The 22,566-nt window shown below is 41.8% G+C and carries 23 protein-coding genes; 19 read left to right on the forward strand and 4 right to left on the reverse strand.

Going from position 1 to position 22,566, the window contains the following annotated elements:
• Positions 1-8 precede the first annotated feature (8 nt).
• Positions 9-809: an alpha/beta fold hydrolase gene (locus HMPREF0833_RS01340; RefSeq protein ID WP_013903361.1), complete on the forward strand. Its 801-nt coding sequence runs from the start codon at positions 9-11 to the stop codon at positions 807-809.
• Between the two features lie 35 nt (positions 810-844).
• Here the strand turns inward: HMPREF0833_RS01340 and HMPREF0833_RS01345 are convergent, their stop codons facing one another.
• On the reverse strand, positions 845-2,161 hold the full coding sequence (locus HMPREF0833_RS01345) for an FAD-containing oxidoreductase (protein ID WP_013903362.1): 1,317 nt from the start codon (positions 2,159-2,161) through the stop codon (positions 845-847).
• Between the two features lie 181 nt (positions 2,162-2,342).
• On the opposite strand from HMPREF0833_RS01345, the gene truB reads away from it, so the two are divergent.
• The 13 genes from truB (at position 2,343) to HMPREF0833_RS01410 (ending at position 14,965) form a co-directional block, all read left to right on the forward strand.
• Entirely contained in the window at positions 2,343-3,239 is an 897-nt protein-coding gene (gene truB / locus HMPREF0833_RS01350; protein WP_013903363.1) for a tRNA pseudouridine(55) synthase TruB, read from the forward strand.
• A 4-nt stretch (positions 3,240-3,243) separates the two neighbouring features.
• A complete protein-coding gene (locus tag HMPREF0833_RS01355; RefSeq protein ID WP_013903364.1) occupies positions 3,244-4,188 on the forward strand; it encodes a bifunctional riboflavin kinase/FAD synthetase in 945 nt (314 codons plus the stop codon).
• A gap of 301 nt (positions 4,189-4,489) precedes the next feature.
• A complete protein-coding gene (locus HMPREF0833_RS01360; RefSeq protein WP_021152971.1) occupies positions 4,490-4,891 on the forward strand; it encodes a Spx/MgsR family RNA polymerase-binding regulatory protein in 402 nt (133 codons plus the stop codon).
• 12 nt (positions 4,892-4,903) lie between these two features.
• Positions 4,904-5,182 (forward strand): UPF0223 family protein, encoded by a 279-nt coding sequence (locus HMPREF0833_RS01365; RefSeq protein WP_003003480.1) that lies wholly within the window; start codon positions 4,904-4,906, stop codon positions 5,180-5,182.
• Entirely contained in the window at positions 5,172-5,942 is a 771-nt protein-coding gene (locus HMPREF0833_RS01370; RefSeq protein WP_013903366.1) for an inositol monophosphatase family protein, read from the forward strand. Before HMPREF0833_RS01365 ends, HMPREF0833_RS01370 begins: the two co-directional genes overlap by 11 nt.
• Entirely contained in the window at positions 5,943-7,247 is a 1,305-nt protein-coding gene (locus HMPREF0833_RS01375) for an RsmF rRNA methyltransferase first C-terminal domain-containing protein (protein ID WP_013903367.1), read from the forward strand.
• A 107-nt stretch (positions 7,248-7,354) separates the two neighbouring features.
• On the forward strand, positions 7,355-8,221 hold the full coding sequence (locus HMPREF0833_RS01380; RefSeq protein WP_003017442.1) for a phosphate ABC transporter substrate-binding protein PstS family protein: 867 nt from the start codon (positions 7,355-7,357) through the stop codon (positions 8,219-8,221).
• 16 nt (positions 8,222-8,237) lie between these two features.
• A complete protein-coding gene (pstC, locus tag HMPREF0833_RS01385) occupies positions 8,238-9,149 on the forward strand; it encodes a phosphate ABC transporter permease subunit PstC (RefSeq protein WP_013903368.1) in 912 nt (303 codons plus the stop codon).
• Positions 9,139-10,023, forward strand: coding sequence for a phosphate ABC transporter permease PstA (pstA, locus tag HMPREF0833_RS01390; protein ID WP_003006597.1), 885 nt, complete (start codon positions 9,139-9,141; stop codon positions 10,021-10,023). Before pstC ends, pstA begins: the two co-directional genes overlap by 11 nt.
• Positions 10,024-10,033: 10 nt before the next feature.
• Positions 10,034-10,837: a phosphate ABC transporter ATP-binding protein PstB gene (pstB, locus tag HMPREF0833_RS01395; RefSeq protein ID WP_003006600.1), complete on the forward strand. Its 804-nt coding sequence runs from the start codon at positions 10,034-10,036 to the stop codon at positions 10,835-10,837.
• A 29-nt stretch (positions 10,838-10,866) separates the two neighbouring features.
• A complete protein-coding gene (gene pstB / locus HMPREF0833_RS01400; protein WP_003003393.1) occupies positions 10,867-11,625 on the forward strand; it encodes a phosphate ABC transporter ATP-binding protein PstB in 759 nt (252 codons plus the stop codon).
• Positions 11,626-11,637: 12 nt separating this feature from the next.
• On the forward strand, positions 11,638-12,291 hold the full coding sequence (phoU, locus tag HMPREF0833_RS01405) for a phosphate signaling complex protein PhoU (protein WP_003006603.1): 654 nt from the start codon (positions 11,638-11,640) through the stop codon (positions 12,289-12,291).
• Between the two features lie 130 nt (positions 12,292-12,421).
• A complete protein-coding gene (locus HMPREF0833_RS01410) occupies positions 12,422-14,965 on the forward strand; it encodes a M1 family metallopeptidase (RefSeq protein ID WP_013903369.1) in 2,544 nt (847 codons plus the stop codon).
• Between the two features lie 241 nt (positions 14,966-15,206).
• On the opposite strand, the gene HMPREF0833_RS01415 is transcribed toward HMPREF0833_RS01410, so the two are convergent.
• Together HMPREF0833_RS01415 and HMPREF0833_RS01420 are read right to left on the reverse strand one after the other, a co-directional pair.
• The gene (locus HMPREF0833_RS01415; RefSeq protein WP_013903370.1) at positions 15,207-16,484 is read right to left on the reverse strand and encodes a sensor histidine kinase; all 1,278 of its coding nucleotides are present in this window, start codon (positions 16,482-16,484) and stop codon (positions 15,207-15,209) included.
• Positions 16,484-17,194, reverse strand: a complete 711-nt coding sequence (locus tag HMPREF0833_RS01420) for a LytR/AlgR family response regulator transcription factor (RefSeq protein WP_013903371.1) — start codon at positions 17,192-17,194, stop codon at positions 16,484-16,486. The genes HMPREF0833_RS01415 and HMPREF0833_RS01420 overlap by 1 nt, the downstream gene beginning before the upstream one ends.
• 106 nt (positions 17,195-17,300) lie before the next feature.
• On the opposite strand from HMPREF0833_RS01420, the gene HMPREF0833_RS01425 reads away from it, so the two are divergent.
• Positions 17,301-18,257, forward strand: a complete 957-nt coding sequence (locus HMPREF0833_RS01425; protein ID WP_013903372.1) for an ABC transporter ATP-binding protein — start codon at positions 17,301-17,303, stop codon at positions 18,255-18,257.
• A gap of 1 nt (position 18,258) precedes the next feature.
• The gene (locus HMPREF0833_RS01430) at positions 18,259-18,981 is read left to right on the forward strand and encodes an ABC transporter permease (protein ID WP_013903373.1); all 723 of its coding nucleotides are present in this window, start codon (positions 18,259-18,261) and stop codon (positions 18,979-18,981) included.
• 152 nt (positions 18,982-19,133) lie between these two features.
• Here the strand turns inward: HMPREF0833_RS01430 and HMPREF0833_RS01435 are convergent, their stop codons facing one another.
• Complete coding sequence (locus HMPREF0833_RS01435; protein WP_003017471.1) at positions 19,134-19,667, reverse strand: biotin transporter BioY; 534 nt, start codon at positions 19,665-19,667, stop codon at positions 19,134-19,136.
• A 206-nt stretch (positions 19,668-19,873) separates the two neighbouring features.
• Between HMPREF0833_RS01435 and HMPREF0833_RS01440 the strand changes: the two genes are divergently transcribed.
• The 3 genes from HMPREF0833_RS01440 (at position 19,874) to HMPREF0833_RS01450 (ending at position 22,562) form a co-directional block, all read left to right on the forward strand.
• The gene (locus HMPREF0833_RS01440; protein ID WP_013903375.1) at positions 19,874-20,392 is read left to right on the forward strand and encodes a hypothetical protein; all 519 of its coding nucleotides are present in this window, start codon (positions 19,874-19,876) and stop codon (positions 20,390-20,392) included.
• Positions 20,393-20,527: 135 nt separating this feature from the next.
• On the forward strand, positions 20,528-21,208 hold the full coding sequence (locus tag HMPREF0833_RS01445) for a response regulator transcription factor (RefSeq protein WP_037607818.1): 681 nt from the start codon (positions 20,528-20,530) through the stop codon (positions 21,206-21,208).
• Entirely contained in the window at positions 21,192-22,562 is a 1,371-nt protein-coding gene (locus HMPREF0833_RS01450; protein WP_013903377.1) for a sensor histidine kinase, read from the forward strand. The genes HMPREF0833_RS01445 and HMPREF0833_RS01450 overlap by 17 nt, the downstream gene beginning before the upstream one ends.
• The last annotated feature ends 4 nt before the right edge of the window (positions 22,563-22,566 follow it).

A 22,566-nucleotide genomic window follows, 5' to 3' on the forward strand; every position in this document is an offset into this window, starting at 1 on the left:
ACGAAGTAATGTCTTCAACAAAAGGGAAAACCTTATATTTTAACGAAAAGAGCATGGACTATGTGACCTTTGGTAAAGGAAAGAAGTCTCTCGTTATCATACCAGGGTTGGGGGATGGGCTTCAGACCGTTAAAGGAAAGGCCAAGCTCTTTTCTCTCTCTTATCGTCTACTTGCTAAGCGCTATAAAATCTACGTTTTTTCTCGAATCAATGAGCTGAGACAGGGCTATACGACGCGGGATATGGCAGCAGATGTAGCAGAAGCAATGGAGACACTAAACCTAGATACCGCCTATGTCATGGGGATTTCACAAGGTGGAATGATTGCCCAATGGTTGGTGGCAGATTTCCCTGAAAAGGTTCAAAAGCTCATCCTAGCTGTGACCACTGCAAAACCTAGTCAACTTGCTAGAGAACGAATTGAACATTGGCAACAACTTAGTCAATCTGGAAATTTTAAGCATCTCATGCTGGATATTGCAAAGCACTCCTACACGCAAAAGAGCTATCAAAAGTGGCGGTTGCTTTATAATATCATGGGTCGCTTGGGACGAATTAAGGATGGGAAACGAATTACCATTCAGTCTCAGTCTTGCCTCACTCACGATAGCCTTGAGGTCTTAAAGGAAATTCAGTGTCCGACTCTGATCCTTGGTGCCCTTGAAGATGATGTGATCGGTGTGAAGGACTCCAAGGAACTGGCAAAAGAGATTTCGGGTTGTCAGCTCCTTATCCTTAAGCATTCTGGCCATGCTCTTTATGAAGAAAATAAAGTATTTCAAGAGGCTGTCTGTAAATTCTTAAACTAAAAAAAGCTGGAAAATTCCAGCTTTTTTTATGCTATTTAAATCGCAAAGAGATCGTTTAGGTTTTCTGCCATGGTTGGGTGGGTAAAGATTTGTTTTGCGATGTAAGTATAAGGGATCTTGTTGTCCATGGCCATGGTGATCAGGTTGATAAGTTCGCCTGCAGCTTCTCCAAAGAGCGTCGCTCCAAGGATTTCTTTGGTTTCTGGGTTGACCACGGCTTTGAAGGCCCCTCGGAGGTCTGCATTGACATGTCCGCGTGGCATGGCAGCAACTGGCAATTCTTTAACAGCAACTGGAAGTCCTTTGTCACGTGCTTCTTGCTCAGTCAAGCCGACTTGGGCAAGTGGAGGAGCAATAAAGAGTGTTGTCGCATAATTTCTACGAGTTTCGAGATTGTAGCTACCATCGCCTGTAAGGTAGTTGAAGACGATGCGGAAGTCATCGAGTGACATGTAGGTGAATTGAGGACCACCATTGACATCCCCAACTGCAAAGACACCAGGGACGCTGGTTTCCAAATGACGGTTGACTTGGATCGCTCCACGATCAGTGACTTGGATATCTGTGTTTTCAAGACCAAGTCCAGCTGTGTTTGGTTTACGTCCTGTTGCGTAGAGAAGGATATCAAACTCGAAGTCTCCCTTATCTGTGACAACCGTTAAGCTGTTTTGGTCATCTTTGATTTCTTGGGTATGAACGCCTTGCAAGAATTGAATGCCATCTTCTTCAAGGTAGCTTTTTGCAAGAGCTGCAATGCTGGGCTCGATCCGTGGCAAGAATGTTTCAGAAGCATCCAATACCGTTACTTGGCTGCCCAAGGTATTGTAGAGATGAGCAAATTCCAATCCAATTGGTCCACCACCAAGGACACCCAGGCGTTTAGGTAGATTTTCCAGCCGTTGAATACCGGTTGAGTCCACAGCAAATTTGCTTTCAGCCAGTCCTGGGATTGGAAGGATAGTTGGCACCGCACCAGTATTAATAATAATGGTTTCAGCTGTCAATTCTTCCTTTTCATCTCCAGCTTGAATTTCGATGACCTTGTTGGAAAGGAAACGAGCTGTTGCATCAATAATGTCTACACCCGTTCCAGCAATAGTTGCGTAGTTCTTGCCATTGAGACGAGTGATGACTGCATTTTTCTCATTCATGGCTTGCTCAAAATCCAAGCCTTTTTCTGCGGCAACAATCAAGGTCTTGGTGGGAATACAAGCGATATTGATACAAGTACCACCGTACATAGATTTGCTCTTTTCAATCAGAGCAACTTTTTTACCTTGGCTTGATAATTTTGCTGCGAGTGTTTTACCAGCTTTACCAAATCCAATAACAATAACATCATACATTAACATATGTTACACCTTCTTTCGTTTTCTATTGTATCAAACCCAAATTAAAAAGTCTGAAATCTGCTACGGGATTATGTAGAAGCTAACAGGAAACAGGAATCAGGGACAAGAAGTCTCTTTTCATGGTATAATAAAGGGTCGGTGACCCGGATGGTCACACAACCAGTTAGAAAGAGTAAATCAAATGGACGGAATTATTAATGTAAAAAAAGAAGCAGGGATGACTTCACATGATGTGGTCTTTAAACTGCGAAAAATCCTAGGTACTAAGAAGATTGGCCATGGAGGAACTCTGGACCCGGATGTGGTGGGGGTACTTCCGATTGCCGTAGGAAAGGCGACTCGGATGGTTGAATTTATGCAGGATGAGGGTAAAATCTACGAGGGAGAAATCACTTTGGGATTTTCTACCACGACGGAAGATGCCAGCGGGGAAATCGTTGAGCGGACGCCAGTAGAAGCCCCTTTAGATGCAGCAGAGGTAGACAGTACGATTGCCCAAATGGTAGGAGAAATCAAGCAAGTACCACCCATGTATTCAGCGGTCAAGGTCAATGGGCGCAAGCTCTATGAATATGCGAGGGCAGGAGAAGAAGTGGAACGCCCTGTCCGACAAGTGACCATTTATGACTTTACGCGCACCAGTGAGATTAGCTATGAAGAAGGTCTAGCCCGTTTTCGTTTCCGAGTCAAATGCAGCAAGGGCACCTATATCCGGACCTTGTCGGTGGATCTGGGACAACAATTGGGTTATGCAGCCCACATGTCTCATCTGACACGAACCAGTGCTGCCGGTTTGTTACTGGATGATGCCCTGACCTTGGAAGAAGTGGCAGAAAAAGTATCTCAAGGAGATTTGAGCTTCCTCCACCCACTTGAAATTGGAACCGGGGATCTTGAAAAAGTAGAGCTGATAGTCGAAGAGGTTGGCGAAGTCCAAGTGGGACGCTTTATTCCAGTTGAGAGTGACTCCAAAGAATTAGCTGCTTTTTACCAAGGAAAATTGGTAGCTATTTTAGAAAAAAGAGAAGAACTTTACAAACCTCGCAAAGTTTTTCTAACAGAAAGTGTGTTACAATAAATTCATGAATATTCGTACGATAACTACTGCTAACCAGATCCATTTGGAGAATGAGACAGTTTTGGTTCTGGGCTACTTTGATGGCCTGCATCTGGGGCATCAAGAACTCTTTAAAAAGGCGCGTCAGATAGCAGGTGAAAAAGGCTTGAAGGTCGCTTTGTTAACCTTTCCTGAATCTCCTAAGTTAGCCTTTGTTCGCTACCAACCAGAATTACTGCTTCATTTGCAGAGCCCTGAGGATCGGTTCCAAAAATTAAACGAACTAGGAGTGGATGAGCTCTTTCTCATTGATTTTACGACTGATTTTGCTTCTAAAACAGCCAAAGAATTTGTTGATCAATTCGTAAAAGCCTTGAGAGCACGGGTCTTAATTGCTGGATTTGATTATAGTTTTGGCTCTGATAAGAAAAATGCCTCTGACTTAGCTGCTTATTTTGATGGTCAAGTGGAAGTCATTTCTCCTGTATTGGATCAGGGGGAAAAGATTAGTTCAACCCGCATTCGTCAGGCTGTCCTAGAAGGACGAGTTCAAGAAGCTGCACGGTTGCTTGGTCACCCTTTATCTAGTCGGGGAATCGTCGTGCATGGGGATGCGCGTGGCCGTACCATTGGTTATCCTACTGCCAATCTAGCTCCGATTGATCGGACCTATCTACCATCAGATGGAGTCTATGTAGTTGATGTCGATTTTAAAGGGCAGATCTATCGAGGCATGGCTTCTGTCGGGAAAAATGTCACCTTTGATGGAAAAGAGCTTCGGTTTGAAGTCAATCTCTTTGATTTTTCTGGAGATATTTATGGCCATACTTTGACCATTCATTGGTTGGATAAGATACGAGAAATGGTCAAATTCGATGGGATCGATCAACTAGTGGCTCAATTGAAAGAAGATGAAGCAGTTTCACGAAACTGGACCGAGAGAGTGGGACAGAAATCGGTAATTCGTTAGAATTCGATTTCGTCGTCCCACCTCCGCACAGTTGAGTAGGGCTGTAAAAGCTGATGAAATCAGCGTAGTAGAGCCCACTCAACCACTGCGTCTTGCTCGACAATTCAAAAATAATTAATAGGCTAGGACATTTGTCCCAGCCTATTTTTTCGGGCCTCTTCTTGAGAATAATGAAAGTGGTTTCTTTTTTTCTACTGAAATTCAGAAAAATCGTCGAGAAATCAAAAAAGCGCTTTTCAAGCACCTAATTTTTTTGTATAATAGAGTCAGATAGTTATATATAAAAAAAGAAGTGAACCACATGATTACATTATTTTTATCGCCGAGTTGTACATCATGTCGAAAAGCTCGGGCTTGGTTAAAAAAGCACGATGTTCCATTTAAAGAACACAATATTATGACAAGTCCTTTGAGCAAACAGGAGTTGACAAGTATATTGGCCTTGACCGAAAACGGAACAGACGACATTATTTCAACTCGTTCAAAAATTTTTCAAAAATTGGATGTTGATGTTGAAGACTTATCGATTTCAGCCTTGATCCGTCTGATTGAGGAAAATCCAAGTCTCTTACGGAGACCAATTATTTTAGATAACAAACGCATGCAGATCGGCTTTAACGAAGATGAAATTCGGGCCTTCTTGCCACGGAGTTATCGCAAACAAGAGTTACGCTCTGCCACTCTAAGAGCAGAAATAAACTAAGAAGTATGTCGAATGCAAAAAAATTATAGTTACCCACTGGACTTATCGTGGAGCACTGAAGAGCTTGCTTCAGTGCTTTCTTTTTTCAATAAAGTTGAAGAAGCCTATGAAAGTAAGGTAGAGGCCAAAGAATACATGGAAGCCTACCGCGCTTTTAAGAAGGTCGTGCCTAGTATCGGAGAAGAAAAACGTCTCGGACGGGAGTTCGAAGAAGTGAGTGGTTATTCTCTCTATCGTGCGACCCAGGCTGCAAAGCAAAAAGAGGAAGGATGGTTTTCTCTTGAAGAATAAGTTAGAGTTTGCCAAACAAATCGTTTTAGAGGCTGGAGACTACTTGCGTCTTCATCTCCATGATGACTTGATGATCTCAAAAAAGACTGGGCCGACAGATTTAGTAACCCAGATGGACCAACAGGTTCAAAAGGATTTGGTTGAAAAAATCACAAATCGCTACCCAGAAGATCGGATTTTTGCGGAGGAAGATGGCCTTCGCTCCCCGATTTCAGAAGGATCCGTTTGGGTGATTGATCCCATTGATGGGACCAATAATTTTGTGACCCAAAAGGAAGATTTTGCGGTGATGGTGGCCTATTTTGAAGACGGAATTGGTCAGTTTGGCCTGATCTACGATGTTATGCGGGATCATCTTTTTTACGGGGGTGGAGAATTCCCTGTTTATCGCAATGAGGTTGAACTGACGCCCTTTGTGGACCAACCTCTGGAAGACTTTCTGATTGCTTCAAATGTCGGCATGCTTGAGAAAAATGACTGGGGCATGGCCGATCTTGGTATGGATTCCCTTGGCATTCGGGTCTACGGAAGTGCCGGTATTAGCTTTTCAAAAATTCTCTCAGGTGGGATTCTAGCTTATTTTAGCTACATCTGGCCTTGGGATTATGCCGCAGCTGCGATTATGGGGGACCAGTTAGGCTATACCGTTTTAAATCTAAATGGGGATAAACCTAATTACCAGACAGTCGAACCCATTATGATGGTTCCAAAAGTGAAGTTAACAGAGATTCAAACCTATCTTAAGAAAGGGAGAAGTTAAATGAATTTTCCCAATGGTTTTAAAGAAAAATACCAGCATCTTCTAGGTGAGGATGCTGCTACTTTTTTTGCGACCTTTGATCAAGAAGCAGTAGCAGCCTTTCGCACCAATCCTTTGAAAGAAGCACAAAAAGTATTTGATGATCCGATTCCCAATACTCCTTGGGGCCATTATGGAAAGGTCTCAGGGAAATCCATCGAACACGCAACGGGCTTGGTCTATTCACAAGAACCAGCAGCTCAGATAGTGGCCCAAGTCGCCCAGCCAAAGCCTGGGATGAAGGTCCTAGACTTAGCCGCAGCACCTGGTGGTAAGACGACGCAACTTTTGTCTTATTTGGACAATCAAGGACTCTTGGTCTCCAATGAAATCCACAAGGGACGCTCGAAAATTCTCGTAGAGAATGTCGAACGTTTCGGTGCCCGAAATGTATTGGTAACCAATGAGTCAGCTGATCGCCTGGCAAAAGTTTTCTCAGGCTTTTTTGATCTGATTGTATTAGATGCTCCTTGTTCGGGTGAGGGGATGTTTCGTAAGCAACCAGACGCCATGGACTATTGGTCTGTCGAATATCCTCGAGAGTGTAGTCTTCTTCAAAGAGAAATTCTGGAGGATGCCCTCAAGATGTTGGTCCAAGGTGGTTCCTTGGTTTATTCAACCTGTACCTGGGCTCCAGAGGAAAATGAAGAAATTGTATCCTGGCTTTTGGAAAACTATGATCTGGAGCTGGAAACGATCGAGAAGATCAATGGTATGGCAGAAGGCATTGACTATCCAGAAACCGCGCGTATGTATCCTCATCGCTTTAAAGGGGAGGGCCAATTTGTCGCTAAGTTTCGTTATCTAGGAGAGAATCGGCCTGCTAAAATCCCTTCCAAAAAGGACCAATTATCTGCTGAACAAAAGAAATGGTGGCAGGAATTTGCTAAGAAACATTTGAAGATTACTCTAGAAGGGGTCCTTGAAACCTTTGGTGACGAGCTGTATTTGGTTCCACTTGGTTTACCTGATTTGCGAAAAGTAAAAATTGCCCGAAATGGCTTGCACCTCGGAACCTTTAAGAAGAATCGATTTGAACCTAGTTTTGCCCTTGGTCTAGCTATGAAACCGAGTGAAGTCAAAGAGACCGTTTCGATCACGCCTGAGGATTTTGTTCATTATGTGGCAGGAGAGACAGTTCAATTGAAGGAAACGCATCCAAATGGATGGTACCAGGTCCTTGTAGAAGGCAATGGTTTGGGCTTTGCCAAAGTGACCGGGCAAACCCTGAAAAATTTCTATCCAAAGGGGCTTCGTTTTAGGTAAAATGCTGGGCAAAGAACCCGTTCTATGATATAGTGAAAGTACAGTTTTTTTTGAAAAAAACTTGTCAAAATCATTAGTGAAATAGTGAAATATCAAGGAGACATGATTTGAAAAAGTCTAAAAAGCTGATCCTAGGACTAGCGACGATCGCATTAGCAGGAAGTTTATCTGCTTGTGCTTCTTGGATCAATCGCGGAGAATCAATCACTGCTGTTGGATCCACAGCCTTGCAACCCTTGGTTGAAGGAGTGGTAGATCGCTACATTGAAGAACATCCTGGTAAGATTGTGAATGTACAAGGAGGAGGTTCTGGTACAGGACTTTCACAAGTTCAATCAGGTGCTGTGGACATCGGAAATAGTGACCTGTTTGCAGAGGAAAAGTCTGGGATCGATGCCTCTAGTCTGGTCGATCATCAGGTAGCCGTAGCAGGGACAGCCATCATTGCCAATAAAAATATCTCAATCGACAATCTGACAACGGAGCAATTGCGAAAGATCTTTACAGGTGAATATACCAACTGGAAGCAGTTGGGTGGTCCAGATCTTGAGATCACGATTGTGAACCGTGCCGTAGGTTCTGGTAGCCGTGCTGTCTTTGATGCCATTATCATGGATGGCAAACAACCCAAGCAGGCCCAAGAGCAAGACTCTAATGGAATGGTGAAAAACATCGTTTCTCAAACTCCAGGAGCCATCTCTTATCTAGCCTTTACCTACTTGGATAGCAGTGTCAAAACCATGAAGCTCAATGGTTATCAACCAACCAAAGCCAATGTCGTCAACAATAACTGGCCAATCTGGTCTTACGAACATATGTATACCAAGGGAAAACCCAATGAGTTGTCTAAAAAATTCATTGACTACATGATGACGGATGAGGTTCAGCAAAAAGTTGTTGGTAAGATGGGCTATATTCCAATCAATGATATGAAAGTCACCCGTGATTTAAAAGGGAATGTGACAAAAAAATAAAAGAATTAGGTAAAAAATGAACGAAGTAGCAAAAAAAATGCTGACGAAATCAAAAAACTCCCGCCTAGAAAAATTTGGGAAAACCATTACCTTTCTATGTATGAGTTTGATTGTTGTCATCGTTGCCATGATTTTGATTTTCGTGGCCCAAAAAGGTTTATCGACTTTCTTTGTTAATAAAGTCAATATCTTTAGTTTTCTATTTGGGAGCTCTTGGAATCCTGCTGCAAAGGAATTTGGAGCCCTACCCATGATTTTAGGTTCCTTTATTGTAACCTTGCTTTCTGCCCTCTTGGCAACGCCGTTTGCCATTGGTGCAGCAGTTTTCATGACAGAAGTCTCTCCTAAAGGAGCTCGTTTCTTGCAACCAGCGATTGAGCTTTTAGTGGGGATTCCTTCAGTTGTTTATGGATTCATTGGTCTTCAAGTGGTCGTTCCATTTACGCGTAGTCTCTTTGGAGGGACTGGTTTTGGGATTCTCTCAGGGGTCTTTGTCCTCTTTGTTATGATCCTGCCAACTGTCACCTTTATGACGACCGATAGCCTCCGAGCTGTGCCCCGTCATTACCGGGAAGCTAGTATGGCCATGGGTGCGACACGCTGGCAAACCATTTGGCATGTTACACTCAAGGCAGCCCGCTCTGGAATCTTTACAGCGGTTGTCTTTGGAATGGCGCGTGCCTTTGGGGAAGCCTTGGCGATCCAGATGGTGGTCGGAAACTCAGCAGTGGTGCCAACCTCACTCACAACACCAGCTTCCACCCTCACCTCTATTTTGACCATGGGAATCGGAAATACCGTCATGGGTACGGTCAATAACAATGTTCTTTGGTCACTCGCCTTGGTATTGCTCCTCATGAGTCTTGCCTTTAACAGTGTGATTAAACTGATTACGAAAGAAAGAGGTAAGAAGAACTATGCACGCTAAACGAATGGATAAAATTGCGACAGGAGTGCTGTATGCTATTTCAGGGATCATCGTTGCGATTCTTGCCTCATTAATCCTTTATATCTTGGTCCGTGGCTTGCCCCATGTATCTTGGCACTTCTTAACTGGGAAATCTTCTTCTTACCAAGCAGGAGGAGGGATCGGAATTCAATTGTATAATTCCTTCTTCCTCTTGGTCATTACCTTGGTGATTTCCTTCCCACTTTCTCTTGGAGCTGGGATTTACCTCTCTGAGTACGCTAAAAAAGGTCGCTTGACCAATTTGGTTCGTACCTGTATTGAGATCTTGTCTTCTTTGCCATCTGTTGTTGTAGGTCTCTTTGGTTACCTGGTCTTCGTTGTCCAGTTCAAATATGGATTTTCGATTATTTCAGGGGCCTTGGCCTTGACCGTCTTTAACCTGCCCCAGATGACCCGCAATATCGAAGATAGCTTGCAGCACGTCCATCATACGCAGCGCGAAGCAGGTTTAGCACTGGGCTTGTCTCGCTGGGAAACCGTGATTCATGTCGTGGTACCGGAGGCTCTTCCAAGCATTATTACTGGGGTCGTATTGGCATCAGGACGGATCTTTGGGGAAGCCGCTGCCTTGATCTATACAGCAGGTCAATCGGCTCCAGCTCTTGATTGGTCAAACTGGAATATCTTTAGTGTGACGAGTCCGATTTCGATCTTCCGTCAGGCTGAAACCTTGGCCGTCCATATCTGGAAGGTCAACAGTGAAGGAACCATTCCAGACTCGATCGAAGTCTCAGCTGGTTCTGCCGCCGTTCTTTTGATCTTTATCTTGATCTTTAACTTTGGAGCCCGCAAACTCGGAAGTTACCTCCATAAAAAACTAACATCTGCTTAAAGGAGAAGAAATGTCAAAATACAATTGGGATGAGAGACACATCATTACTTTTCCTGAAGAAAAGGTGGTCCTATCGACTAAAGATTTGCATGTCTATTATGGAACTAACGAGTCCATCAAAGGAGTCGACATGCAGTTTGAAAAGAATAAGATTACAGCCTTGATCGGTCCTTCAGGATCTGGGAAATCAACCTACCTTCGTAGTTTGAACCGGATGAATGATACCATCGATATTGCGCGTGTTACGGGTGAAATTTGGTATGAAGGAATCGATGTCAATCGTCCGGATATCAATGTTTATGAAATGCGCAAGCACATTGGGATGGTTTTCCAACGACCCAATCCTTTTGCCAAATCAATATACAAAAATATCACCTTCCCGCATGAACGTGCTGGGGTGAAAGACAAGAAGATCTTGGACGAATTGGTCGAAACTTCTTTGAAACAGGCAGCCCTATGGGATCAGGTCAAGGATGATCTTCACAAATCAGCTCTAACGCTTTCAGGTGGTCAACAGCAACGACTTTGTATCGCGCGGGCTATTTCTGTGAAGCCAGACATTTTGCTCATGGATGAGCCAGCTTCAGCGCTTGATCCGATCGCGACAGCGCAATTAGAAGAAACCATGCTGGAGCTGAAGAAAGATTACACCATTGTCATCGTGACCCATAGCATGCAACAAGCAGCGCGTGCTAGTGATTATACCGGTTTCTTCTACCTAGGAAACCTCATCGAGTACGATAAGACTTCGAATATTTTCCAAAATGCGAAATTGCAATCGACCAACGATTATGTATCGGGTCACTTTGGATAAAGTAAAATGACAACAAAAAGGAAAATAGAATGACAGAACCAATTTTGCAAGTCAAGGACTTGTCGGTTTATTACAATAAAAAGAAGGCTCTAAATAGCGTCTCCTTGGACTTTGCTCCAAAGGAGATTACAGCCTTGATTGGTCCTTCAGGATCAGGGAAATCTACCCTTTTAAAAGCCATTAACCGCATGGGAGACCTCAACCATGAGGTCACCACCACAGGAACCATCCTCTACAACGGTCATAATATCTACGGACCACGGACCGATACGGTCGAATTGCGCAAGGAGATCGGAATGGTCTTCCAACAGCCCAATCCTTTTCCAATGTCCATTTATGATAATGTGACCTATGGATTGATGATTAATGGTGTCAAGGACAAGGCTGTCTTGGATGAAGCAGTTGAAACCTCTTTGAAACGCGCTTCCATCTGGGATGAAGTCAAGGATCGCCTGCACGATTCGGCTATCGGACTTTCCGGTGGTCAGCAACAGCGGGTCTGTGTGGCGCGGGTTCTTGCGACCAGTCCAAAGATTATTCTTTTGGATGAGCCAACTTCAGCGCTGGACCCGATTTCAGCTGGGAAGATTGAAGAAACCTTGTATGGACTAAAAGACCGCTACACCATGCTCTTGGTGACACGGTCCATGCAACAAGCAAGTCGGATTTCCGATAAAACTGCCTTTTTCTTGGATGGCGATTTGATTGAGTACAATGATACCAATGAAATGTTCTTGAACCCAGCTAAGAAAGAAACAGAAGACTATGTCTCTGGTAAATTTGGATAGGAAGAAAATAAAATGTTACGAGTTCAATTTGAAGAAGATTTAGAGAAGTTGCATAACCAGTTTTACGCAATGGGAAATGAAGTGTTGAGTCAGATCAACCGTACGGTTCGTGCTTTCGTGACCCATGACCGTGAATTGGCCCGTCAGGTCATCGAAGATGATGCGGAGATCAACGAATACGAAGTGAAGCTAGAGCGTAAGTCTTTTGAGATTATCGCCCTTCAACAGCCGGTTTCACAAGACCTTCGTGTCGTGATGACCGTCTTAAAAGCAGTTTCTGACTTGGAGCGGATGGGGGACCACGCAGTATCGATTGCCAAGGCAACGATTCGCATGAAAGGGGAAGTCCGTATCCAATCTGTTGAGGAAGAAATCAGCAAGATGGGCCGTGAAGTCAAAGATTTTGTCGAAGCGACACTAGATGTTTACCTCAAAGGCGATGTGGATTTGGCCTATGAAGTTGCTTCACGAGACGAAGTCATCAACCATTATTTTGATAGTATCCAAGAATTAGCAACAGAAGAAATTCGGAAAAATCCAGAGTCCATCGTGACGGGTCGTGATTATTTCCAAGTGATCAACTTCTTGGAACGCATTGGAGATTATGCAAAAAATATCTGTGAATGGGTAGTTTACTTTGAAACAGGTAAAATTATCGAAATGTAAGATCATGGAGTCTTTTCGATCTCAGACAGGCATTGTCATGCTTGTCTTTTCTTTTATCCCAACTTTGTGATAAAATAGTTTTATTAGGGCTTTTGATTGGAAAAGCGTAAAACATTTAAAGGAGGAAATTATGCAAGCAGTTGCACATTTTGTAGAAACATTCGTTCCAGAACATTACGAGGTGTTTTTGGATTTAAGTCGTAAAACCAAGGCCTTTAGCGGTCGTGTAGTGATCACAGGTCAAGCCAAGGTGGACAAGATCTCTCTTCACCAAAAGGATTTGACCATCGAAACAGTAGAAGTAGCAGGTCAAGCCCGTCCATTTACGGTTGATGATGCCAATGAAGCAGTTTATGTTGAATTGGAAAGCACAGGTCAAGTGACAGTTACCCTGACCTATTCTGGTAAGATCACAGACAATATGACTGGGATTTACCCATCTTACTACAGTATTGATGGCGTGAAGAAGGAAGTCCTCTCAACTCAGTTTGAGAGCCATTTTGCGCGTGAAGCTTTTCCAAGTGTGGACGAGCCTGAAGCTAAAGCAACGTTTGATCTTTCTTTGAAATTTGACCAAGAAGAAGGCGAAATTGCCCTCTCAAATATGCCTGAAATCGATGTGGAAAACCGCAAAGAAACAGGAATTTGGAAATTTGCTACAACTCCACGGATGTCTTCTTACCTCCTTGCCTTTGCTGCTGGAGATCTTCAAGGAATCACGGCCAAAACAAAAAATGGCACTCTCGTAGGTATCTATTCAACCAAGGCGCATCCGTTGAAAAACTTAGAATTTTCTCTTGATGTAGCTGTACGTGTCATCGAATTTTATGAAGACTATTATGGCGTGAAGTATCCAATTCCTCAATCTCTTCACGTAGCGCTTCCTGACTTCTCAGCTGGAGCCATGGAAAACTGGGGCTTGGTGACTTACCGTGAAGTCTATCTCCTTGTAGATGAAAACTCAACTGCAGTTAGCCGGCAACAAGTTGCTCTTGTGGTTGCTCACGAATTGGCTCACCAATGGTTTGGTAACCTGGTAACCATGAAGTGGTGGGATGACCTCTGGTTGAACGAAAGTTTTGCCAACATGATGGAATATGTATCTGTCAATGCCATCGAACCAAGCTGGAATATCTTTGAAGACTTCCAAACAACAGGTGTTCCATTGGCTTTGAAACGCGATGCAACCGATGGGGTTCAATCTGTCCATGTGGAAGTCAAACACCCTGATGAAATCAATACTCTTTTTGACCCAGCCATCGTCTACGCGAAAGGTAGCCGTCTCATGCATATGCTCCGTCGCTGGTTAGGGGATGATGCTTTCCGTAAAGGACTCAAAGCTTACTTTGAGAAACACCAATACGGCAATACCATCGGTCGTGACCTTTGGAATGCCCTAGGTGATGCATCTGGCCGTGATGTAGCAGCCTTCATGGATTCTTGGTTGGAACAACCTGGTTATCCAGTCCTTACAGCAGTGGTAGAAAATGATACCTTGAAGATCAGCCAAAAACAATTCTTCATCGGAGAACATGAAGACCAAGGCCGTCAATGGGTTGTGCCATTGAACAGCAACTGGTCTGGTATTCCTGATACACTTGAAACAGAAACGCTTGAAATCCCAGGTTATACTGCCCTTGCTGCTGCAAATAGTGAACCGCTTCGTTTCAATACGGAAAATACAGCCCACTACATTACCGATTACCAAGGAGAGCTCTTGGATGCGATTGTAGACAACATGGCTTCCTTGGATAACTTGAGCAAGCAACAAATCCTTCAAGAACGCCGTCTCTTGGCAGAAAGTGGTGTTATCTCTTATGCAAGTCTCTTGCCAGTCATCGAGAAATTGACCCAAGAAACGTCTTATTTGGTTGTATCTGCAGTTTCATCAATCCTTCAAGGACTCAGCCTCTTTGTGGATGAAGGGACGGAAGTAGAAGCGGCCTATAAGAAGTTGCTCGTGACCTTCAACCAATTCAACTTTGAACGCCTTGGTTTTGAACCAAAAGCTGGAGAAGCAGATGAGGATGAAATGGTTCGTCAATTGGTTATTTCAAATATGATCAAGGGTGATGATGCAAAAGCAAGCGCTAAAGCAAGTGAAATCTATGCAGCCCATGCTGATGATATCAGCAAGCTTCCAGCCGCTATTCGTTTGCAAATCTTGATTAACCAAATCAAACACCATGAAAGCAAAGAATTGACTGATTTGTACTTGAACACTTATGCCCAAGCGACAGATGGCAACTTCAAGCGTCAATTGTCTACAGCTCTGGCTTATACAACCGATGCAGACACAGTTGAAAAGATTTTGACAGAGTGGAAGAACAAGGATGTTGTGAAACCACAAGACTTGGCAATGAGTTGGTATTTCACTTTCTTACACCATGAGTTCACCCAAGAATCTGCCTGGACCTGGGCGCGTGAAAATTGGGAATGGGTCAAAGCAGCTCTTGGCGGAGACATGAGCTTTGACAAGTTTGTCATCTACCCAGCCAATACCTTCAAAACAGCAGAGCGCTTAGCAGAATTCAAAGCCTTCTTTGAACCACAATTGTCTGATATGGCTATCAGCCGAAACATCAGCATGGGAATCAAGGAAATCGCAGCGCGTGTGGATTTAATCCAACGGGAAAAAGCAGCAGTAGAAGCTGCTATCCTTGCGACAAAATAGATTTAAAAAAGATGAGAGTGGGACAGAAATCGGTAATTCGTTAGAATTCGATTTCGTCGTCCCACCTCCGCACAGTTGAGTAGGGCTGTAAAAGCTGATGAAATCAGCGTAGTAGAGCCCACGCAACCACTGCATCTTGCTCGACAATCCAAAAATAATTGAGAGGCTAGGACTTTTGTCCCAGCCTCATCTTTTGTTTTTCAATGAATTATTTGTATTGGATATCGAAGGAGAAGAATCATTAGTTTACTGGACTTGGTAAGAGGATCTCCGTTCGATAGTGGCCATTTTCTTTGAAGCGTTTGATAGTTCCTTGGTATTCTTGTACTAGGGAATCAACGTTTCGCAAGCCCCAACCATCTCTTTGACGTGTTTTACGAGTCTCTTGTTCCTGTTCATTAAAGGTATTGTTGATCGAAATAAATAGATTTTGTTGAAAATAACGTATATTCAGAGACAATGTTCTCTCTGATTTATCAGTCAATCGAAGGCAGGCTGAAATACTATTATCCAAACAATTTCCTAAAATAACAGCTAGAACATCGGGCTGAATAGATAGTTCTTGTGGGACAAAGCAGTCAATTTCTAATGCAATTTCATCTTCCACATCGTGCAGTTTTTGATTCAGTAAATAATTAACCGTTGGATTTTTGGAGTAAAAGGTTTGTTTTCCTGAAATACTATCGGTTAACGATTGAAGATACTCTCTAGCTTCATCAGGATTTTCTTCTAGAAGTGCCAAGAGGGTTAAATGTTTATTTTTTAAGTCATGCCGAAGACTTTGCAACCGTTGGTATTCTTCTTGAGACTGCTGTGTTTCTCGTAATTGGAACTGAAGCTGTTCTTTATCTAATTTATTTTGATAATAAGCGTGTTGTTGTTGAGAAATATGTAAGGTAAAATACAGCGAGGAAAACGACAATACAATAAGAGACAAGAGTGAAATGACAGAAAGATAATCTGGTCCAAATACTTGCCCTTGAATAGCAGATACAGTAAAGGCAAAAATAATCGATAAAATCGGCACGATAAATTGATAAAGCCAATTTCTTCTAGATGTTGCCATGGTTAACTTTTGATGTGTTCGAAATAGCTGTCGAAGAACAAGAGTGATCACAGTTGAAAAAAGAAAACTGATAGCAAGGTAACCACTAATCAGTTCTAAATTTTTCGATACTTTTGACAGTGGAAGAAATAGTTGGATAGCTTGATTGAGGACAGCTCCGGCTAATAATGTCAGGCTTGTTTGTAAGAATATCCAAAAAGAAGAATCACGAAAGGAGTAGCCAAAATAGAGTCCTACAAGAGAGGATTCTACAATACTCAGAAAGAGATTGCTAACTAAAAAAACGCGACTTTCTAAAAATAGAAACACAAGAGCCATATGAAAAAGCAAGAAACAACAAAGGGCTAAAAGTGTCTCTTTTGAATGTTTACTTTTGGATATTGGCCTATAAAATAAAACACTTGCCAGAAATAAGTCAAACAAGATACTAATGATCCGCAATCCTATTAGCATTAGAAATTCCTTTCACTGAGGTAGTTATAGTATTTTTCTTTAAAAGAAGACTGGAACTTACGACTAATTGGAAGTGAATGCTCCTCGGTTCTATTTAGCAAAATAGTTACTGTTTTCGCATCAAAATCTTTGATATATTTGGGATTTACAATATAAGAAGCATGAATTTGAATAAAATAATCAGGTAGTTTATCTAAAATGTCTTGAGTTTTCAGTAAGGACTTATAGGTATCTGCTAGTGTGTAAATAAAAACGGAACGCTTATCTTTCTCAAAATAGGTAATGTCACTTAAAGGAATAGAGTAACTTTGTTTTCCAAATGAGAAGTTAAAGATGGTTTGTCCTAAATCTAAATAACGTAAAATTCTGTCTACTACCTTATTTAACCTTTGGGGTTCAAATGGTTTTACTAAGTAATCAAAAGTCTGTACTTCAAATACTTGTTCCATGTAATCACGATAGTTGGTCACAAAAATAATGGGGATAAAAGGATTGAACTGACGAATTTCACGTGCAAGGTCAATTCCAGTAATTTGTGGCATATCAATATCCAAAAAAACACAATGTGTATCCCTTGTTAACTGTTCTAGCATTTTTTGTGGATTTGTATATAGTTTTGTTTCTACAGGAACCTTGTCGTAAGAAAGTAAATACTGTTCTAACTGACTAGCATCTCTAGTTGAGTCATCACAAATAACGACGTTTAACATAAGTCCCCCTTATCAAATTGAGTTGGCTAATTATGACACTTAAATGGTAAATCATGACGTAAACCATGGAAAGTCATATGTTTATTATACAATAATCTTATCAAAAATGAAGGAAGCTGGGACAATCTTCTCAGTCTTGAGTGATGAGATGAAGACATTTTCGACACTGACTATCAAAGATTTGACAAAATCATTCGATAAGCAACATTTTGCTAATAACCATATTTCCTTAGAAATAGAAGCTGCTAAAATTACAGCTTTTTTAGGACACAATGGTGCTGGTAAGTCCACCCTCTTAAATCAAATGATTGGTTTTACCAAACCTGATAAAGGAGATGTATGCTATGGAGACATTTCTTTTGTACAGAATCGTAAACAAGCTCGCTCAATGATGAGCTATATGTCGCAACAGTATGCACCACTTGAAAAATTAACGGTGGAACAAAACTTAGAAATGCTTGGAAGAATGAGAGGATTAAACACCTTAGATTTACAAAAAGAAATGGATCAGCTCTTAACCGAGTTGGAAATTAAGGAGTACCGGGCAAAACAAGGAAAGGATCTCTCAGGCGGTTTAAAGCGTCTAACTTCTTTTGCAATGGCTTTGATCGGATCTCCGACCATTATTCTTCTTGATGAGCCGACGAACGATGTCGATCCAATACGTCGTGAAAAACAGTGGCAATTATTACAGAAGCTGGCTCATAAAGGGCATACCATTATTATTGTGACACATAACTTGTTGGAAGTTGAAAAATATGCAGACAACTATGCCTTATTTAACCATGGGAAGTTAATCAAATCAGGACCAGTTCAGCAAATAACCTATCAAAAACAGTATCAAATCTCTTTTGAGTTTAGGAATGAAGATAGCTTAGCTCTATTCCAAGATTATACCATTATCAATGGTTCGATTTGCCAGATTGAAATAGAAGAGAAGGAGTTAACAAGACTGCTACCAAAAATAACACAGGAATTGGATCGAAAGAATATTTTTAATCTGTCACTTACTCAGAAAAACGTATCCATTTCAGATCTTTATAGAGAGGAGTTGACAAACTGATATGACTCAATTTTTTTACTTACTTCGTTGGAACTATCTTCGTCAAAAAGATCTATTTCTACTCTTTACGCTAGCTCAGGTTCTGTTATCCATTTCACTTCTTTTTGGTTATCCACTAGTGATCGGTGAGATTGATACGACAGCTGCCTACTATCTCTCTTCTGGTTCAGTTCTGATAGGAATCATTTCTATTGGCTGTACGATCTCATCACCTGTTATAGCAAATGCGAAGTCAGAAGGACATGTAGACTATGTACGAGCCCTTCCAATACCACGAATTCTGATTTCCTTAGCAGATCTTTGGATGTGGATGATAGCTATTTTGCCTGGAGTATTCATTTCTGTTATACTGGGCTATTTTCGTTTTTCTGTCCGCCTAAATGTATCTGTTCTGGCTGTTTTCATCCTATTTCTGATCTGTCTTACGATGATCAGTCTTGGATTTGCCATTGCGTATACTTTTTCTCCCAATATTGTCACGCTGATGTCTCAGTTGATTCTCATGATTGGTTTGATGTTTTCACCAATCATGTACCCTGCAAGTCGTCTTCCAGATTGGATAAACCATCTCTATCATGTTCTTCCATTTGTCCCTTCTGTCAACCTCCTACGAGCTTGTGTCTATAGTCATGGTCACGTCTCGTTTTTTGACTTCACCATTCTGATCATCTGGATTTTGTTAACACAGTTACTGATCTTGAAAGTTCTTTATAAGGAAAAATAAAGGAAGGAGGATCTATGTTTTTCATCATTAAAACAGTGTTCTCTTTAAAAGGAGTTCAATTGAAAAGATTTATACATGTATCCCTATAACAAAAATCAACATCTGTGTTCAGATGTTGATATTTTTAATATATCCGCTAAGACCTTTGTATCTTATTTGAAATACCAGTGGTGTTTGAGGCTAGCAAAAATCGCCTTGCTGGTGATCGTGATGATGATCAGTTTGATGAGGTCTGCAAGGATAAAGGGAGCAACGACCAAAGCAAATGCTTTTTGGAGATCAGTATGCGTGATCAGCATAAAGCCGATAGCTCCTGATACAAAGAGGAGAGCACTACTGAGGAGATTGGCAAAAAAGATAGTGAAAATGCTGGATTTAGCATTGGTAAATAGAGATGTGATCCATGCACGGAATGGGAAGAAGAGGAGGAAACCAGCAGTAGGACCAAGGAAATGCGAAGCACCACCAGCACCTCCGGCAAATACTGGAAAACCTAAGAAGCCTAAAAGCAGGTAAAGACAGACTGTGACAAAGGAATGGCTGGGTTTATAGATGGTTCCGATAATCCCGATCATGAGTGTCTGCAGGGTCAAAGGAATTGGTCCAAATGGAATGGTGAATTGAGATAGGACGGAGATCATGGCCACTCCAATGGAGATGAGAACTAAGGGAAAGATTTTCTTCATATCAGTTAACCTCTTGTTCATTTTATGGTAACTATTCTACAATAAGAGGCTCAACCTGTCAATAGCCCACGCTTATTTTAGGATTTTTTAAGTAAAAATTTAGGCAGGCTTAAGACTCTTGAAGTATAATCGCCATACTTAAAGGATCGAGCTCCCTTTAAAATTTAAAAGACAAGTACTTGTAAAAAAAGATAAAAGGTAAAAAGATGAATCAAAAAGAAACAAAACAAGTAGTCGAAACGCAAGAATCAAAAGAAAAAATGGTTGTCCTCAAACGAAGCCCTAAGTGGTGGATTGGAATGGCAGCAGTTGGTGGATTGTTGGTCGGTGCTGGAAGCGGCTTTGGTGTCGGTGTCATCGCCTCTCAATCTTCCAATAACCAACAATTTTCTCAACCAGTCCAAACGGGTCAAAACCAAGGATCTAATCAGAAACAAAATAGTCAAAATGGCCATGCTTCACAAGGAAACCAGCAAAATGGCGGCCCTCAAGGAGGTGGTCCACAAGGTGGTGGCCAAGGTGGCCCGCAAGGAGGTGGTCCTGGTCAGATGCCGCAAGAAGGCAATGGTGGCCCACAAGGGAATGGTCCAGAAAATGGCATGAACCAATCTAGCGGACAAAAAGGGAACCAGGGTTCCTCTAAAAAGTCCAATAAGAAGAATTCAAAAAATAAAAACAAGACGAGTGATAGTCAAAGTAACAAAGAAAACACGACAAATTCATAGAATTAGCCTTCCTCAGGCAGGCTGAGTTTGATCATAAAACCAGGTTCTAAACTATAGGAAATGAAGGCAAGTCGTGTTATAATGGTTAAGAATAGATTAGAAAGACTCACTCACGAAAGAGAAGAGGATACGACGATGATTAAAATTCTATTGGTCGAAGATGACCTTGGTTTGTCAAATTCAGTATTTGATTTTTTAGATGATTTTGCGGACGTCATGCAGGTCTTTGACGGAGAAGAAGGTCTTTACGAAGCAGAAAGCGGGATCTATGATTTGATTTTGCTGGACCTCATGCTTCCTGAAAAAGACGGCTTCCATGTCTTGAAAGAATTGCGTGAAAAAGGCGTGACAACCCCTGTTTTGATCATGACAGCTAAAGAAAGTCTGGATGACAAAGGACACGGATTTGAGCTGGGGGCAGACGATTACCTCACCAAACCTTTCTACCTAGAAGAGCTTAAGATGCGGATTCAAGCCCTCTTGAAGCGCTCAGGAAAAGTGAATGAAAACACCCTTAATTATGGCAATTTGAAGGTTAACTTATCTACCAATTCGACTTACGTGGACGGTAAGGAAGTGGAACTTCTTGGGAAGGAATTTGATCTCTTGGTCTATTTCCTTCAAAACCAAAATGTCATCCTTCCAAAAACACAGATTTTCGATCGCCTTTGGGGCTTTGACAGTGATACGACCATCTCTGTTGTTGAGGTCTATGTTTCAAAAATCCGTAAGAAATTAAAAGGTACTGATTTCGTTGAGAGCTTGCAAACATTGCGCAGTGTGGGGTATATCTTAAAAGATGCTAACCAGAATTAAGAAAACTGTCGGAGAAGATGATTTTTCCTACTTCATCCGATATTTTGGGCTCTTTACCTTGATATTTTCAGCAATGACCTTGATTATCATTCAGGTTATGCGCTCGAGTCTCTATACAACTGTCGATGAGAACCTCAAGACTTTAAGTAAGGATCCTTATTCGCTAGCGGCTATTGCTTATCGGGACCAGCGACAATCGAAAGATAAGGATAATGATGAAGATCCTGAGGTGATGATCCCAGATCATGATAAATCAGAACCCAAAGGAGATGTCACATCCAATACCACTGTTGTATTGCTCAACAGAAATTATGAAAATCTGACGACAGGCAACGGATTTTTAAACTTTAAATCTGTCACTTTTGGCCGGAAGTTGCTCAACAAAGTTTCCCAGCTCCAAATTACAAATAGCTACGGGAAAAAAGAAAGTTACCGTGCTTATATGACAGATTTGGGATTGACTGATGATGGGGGAAGTGACGTCAAGTATGCGGTTATCATGACCAATATTAGTCAGTTGGAGCAGACGAGTGAAGAGCACGAAAGCCAAATCGCTCTTGTCATGATCTGCTTCTGGGGAATTTCTTTGTTTGCTAGTCTTTTCCTAGCACGTCTCAGCGTTAAACCCCTTCTTGAGAGTATGCAAAAGCAAAAGGCTTTCGTAGAAAATGCCTCCCATGAATTGCGGACGCCTTTAGCAGTCCTGCAAAATCGCCTCGAAACGCTTTTTAGAAAGCCTGAGGCGACCATTATGGAATCGAGTGAGAGTATTGCATCCAGCTTGGATGAAGTTCGAAATATGAAGCTCTTGACCACCAACCTTCTTAATATTGCCCGGAGGGATGATGGCTTGAAGCCAGAGATAGAAGAAATTGAGCCAAGCTTTTTCGATCAGACCTTCTCGAATTTTGAGATCATTGCGGAAGAAAATGGCAAATTCTTCCAGGGGGACAATCAGGTGGACAAAGTCATTTGTTCTGATAAAACGCTCCTCAAGCAGTTGATGACCATTCTCTATGACAATGCCTTGAAGTACACCGACGAAGATGGTGAGATTCAGTTTGAAGTCCAGTTGAAGGACAAAAATCTTCTTTTGAGAGCACTGGATAATGGACCTGGTGTTCGAGACGAGGACAAGAAACGGATCTTTGATCGTTTTTACCGGGTGGATAAAGCCAGAACCCGTCAAAAAGGTGGATTTGGTTTGGGACTATCTTTAGCCAAACAAATTGTAGAGGCTTTTAAGGGAACCATTCAAGTTAAAGATAATAAACCAAAAGGTTCCATCTTTGAAGTAAAATTATCCATCAAGACGGAAAGTCGTAAAAAAATCGTTCATAATTTAAAAAAATAGAAAA

The sequence above is a fragment of the Streptococcus parasanguinis ATCC 15912 genome, from assembly GCF_000164675.2.
In the GTDB taxonomy this organism is placed as follows: Bacteria; Bacillota; Bacilli; order Lactobacillales; family Streptococcaceae; genus Streptococcus; species Streptococcus parasanguinis.

Coding starts and splice junctions, on each gene's coding strand:
- HMPREF0833_RS01340 (WP_013903361.1), top strand. CDS start 9: ATGTCTTCAACAAAAGGGAAAACCTTATATTTTAACGAAAAGAGCATG.
- HMPREF0833_RS01345 (WP_013903362.1), bottom strand. CDS start 2,161: ATGTTAATGTATGATGTTATTGTTATTGGATTTGGTAAAGCTGGTAAA.
- truB (WP_013903363.1), top strand. CDS start 2,343: ATGGACGGAATTATTAATGTAAAAAAAGAAGCAGGGATGACTTCACAT.
- HMPREF0833_RS01355 (WP_013903364.1), top strand. CDS start 3,244: ATGAATATTCGTACGATAACTACTGCTAACCAGATCCATTTGGAGAAT.
- HMPREF0833_RS01360 (WP_021152971.1), top strand. CDS start 4,490: ATGATTACATTATTTTTATCGCCGAGTTGTACATCATGTCGAAAAGCT.
- HMPREF0833_RS01365 (WP_003003480.1), top strand. CDS start 4,904: ATGCAAAAAAATTATAGTTACCCACTGGACTTATCGTGGAGCACTGAA.
- HMPREF0833_RS01375 (WP_013903367.1), top strand. CDS start 5,943: ATGAATTTTCCCAATGGTTTTAAAGAAAAATACCAGCATCTTCTAGGT.
- pstC (WP_013903368.1), top strand. CDS start 8,238: ATGAACGAAGTAGCAAAAAAAATGCTGACGAAATCAAAAAACTCCCGC.
- pstA (WP_003006597.1), top strand. CDS start 9,139: ATGCACGCTAAACGAATGGATAAAATTGCGACAGGAGTGCTGTATGCT.
- pstB (WP_003006600.1), top strand. CDS start 10,034: ATGTCAAAATACAATTGGGATGAGAGACACATCATTACTTTTCCTGAA.
- pstB (WP_003003393.1), top strand. CDS start 10,867: ATGACAGAACCAATTTTGCAAGTCAAGGACTTGTCGGTTTATTACAAT.
- phoU (WP_003006603.1), top strand. CDS start 11,638: ATGTTACGAGTTCAATTTGAAGAAGATTTAGAGAAGTTGCATAACCAG.
- HMPREF0833_RS01410 (WP_013903369.1), top strand. CDS start 12,422: ATGCAAGCAGTTGCACATTTTGTAGAAACATTCGTTCCAGAACATTAC.
- HMPREF0833_RS01415 (WP_013903370.1), bottom strand. CDS start 16,484: ATGCTAATAGGATTGCGGATCATTAGTATCTTGTTTGACTTATTTCTG.
- HMPREF0833_RS01420 (WP_013903371.1), bottom strand. CDS start 17,194: ATGTTAAACGTCGTTATTTGTGATGACTCAACTAGAGATGCTAGTCAG.
- HMPREF0833_RS01425 (WP_013903372.1), top strand. CDS start 17,301: ATGAAGGAAGCTGGGACAATCTTCTCAGTCTTGAGTGATGAGATGAAG.
- HMPREF0833_RS01430 (WP_013903373.1), top strand. CDS start 18,259: ATGACTCAATTTTTTTACTTACTTCGTTGGAACTATCTTCGTCAAAAA.
- HMPREF0833_RS01435 (WP_003017471.1), bottom strand. CDS start 19,667: ATGAAGAAAATCTTTCCCTTAGTTCTCATCTCCATTGGAGTGGCCATG.
- HMPREF0833_RS01440 (WP_013903375.1), top strand. CDS start 19,874: ATGAATCAAAAAGAAACAAAACAAGTAGTCGAAACGCAAGAATCAAAA.
- HMPREF0833_RS01445 (WP_037607818.1), top strand. CDS start 20,528: ATGATTAAAATTCTATTGGTCGAAGATGACCTTGGTTTGTCAAATTCA.
- HMPREF0833_RS01450 (WP_013903377.1), top strand. CDS start 21,192: ATGCTAACCAGAATTAAGAAAACTGTCGGAGAAGATGATTTTTCCTAC.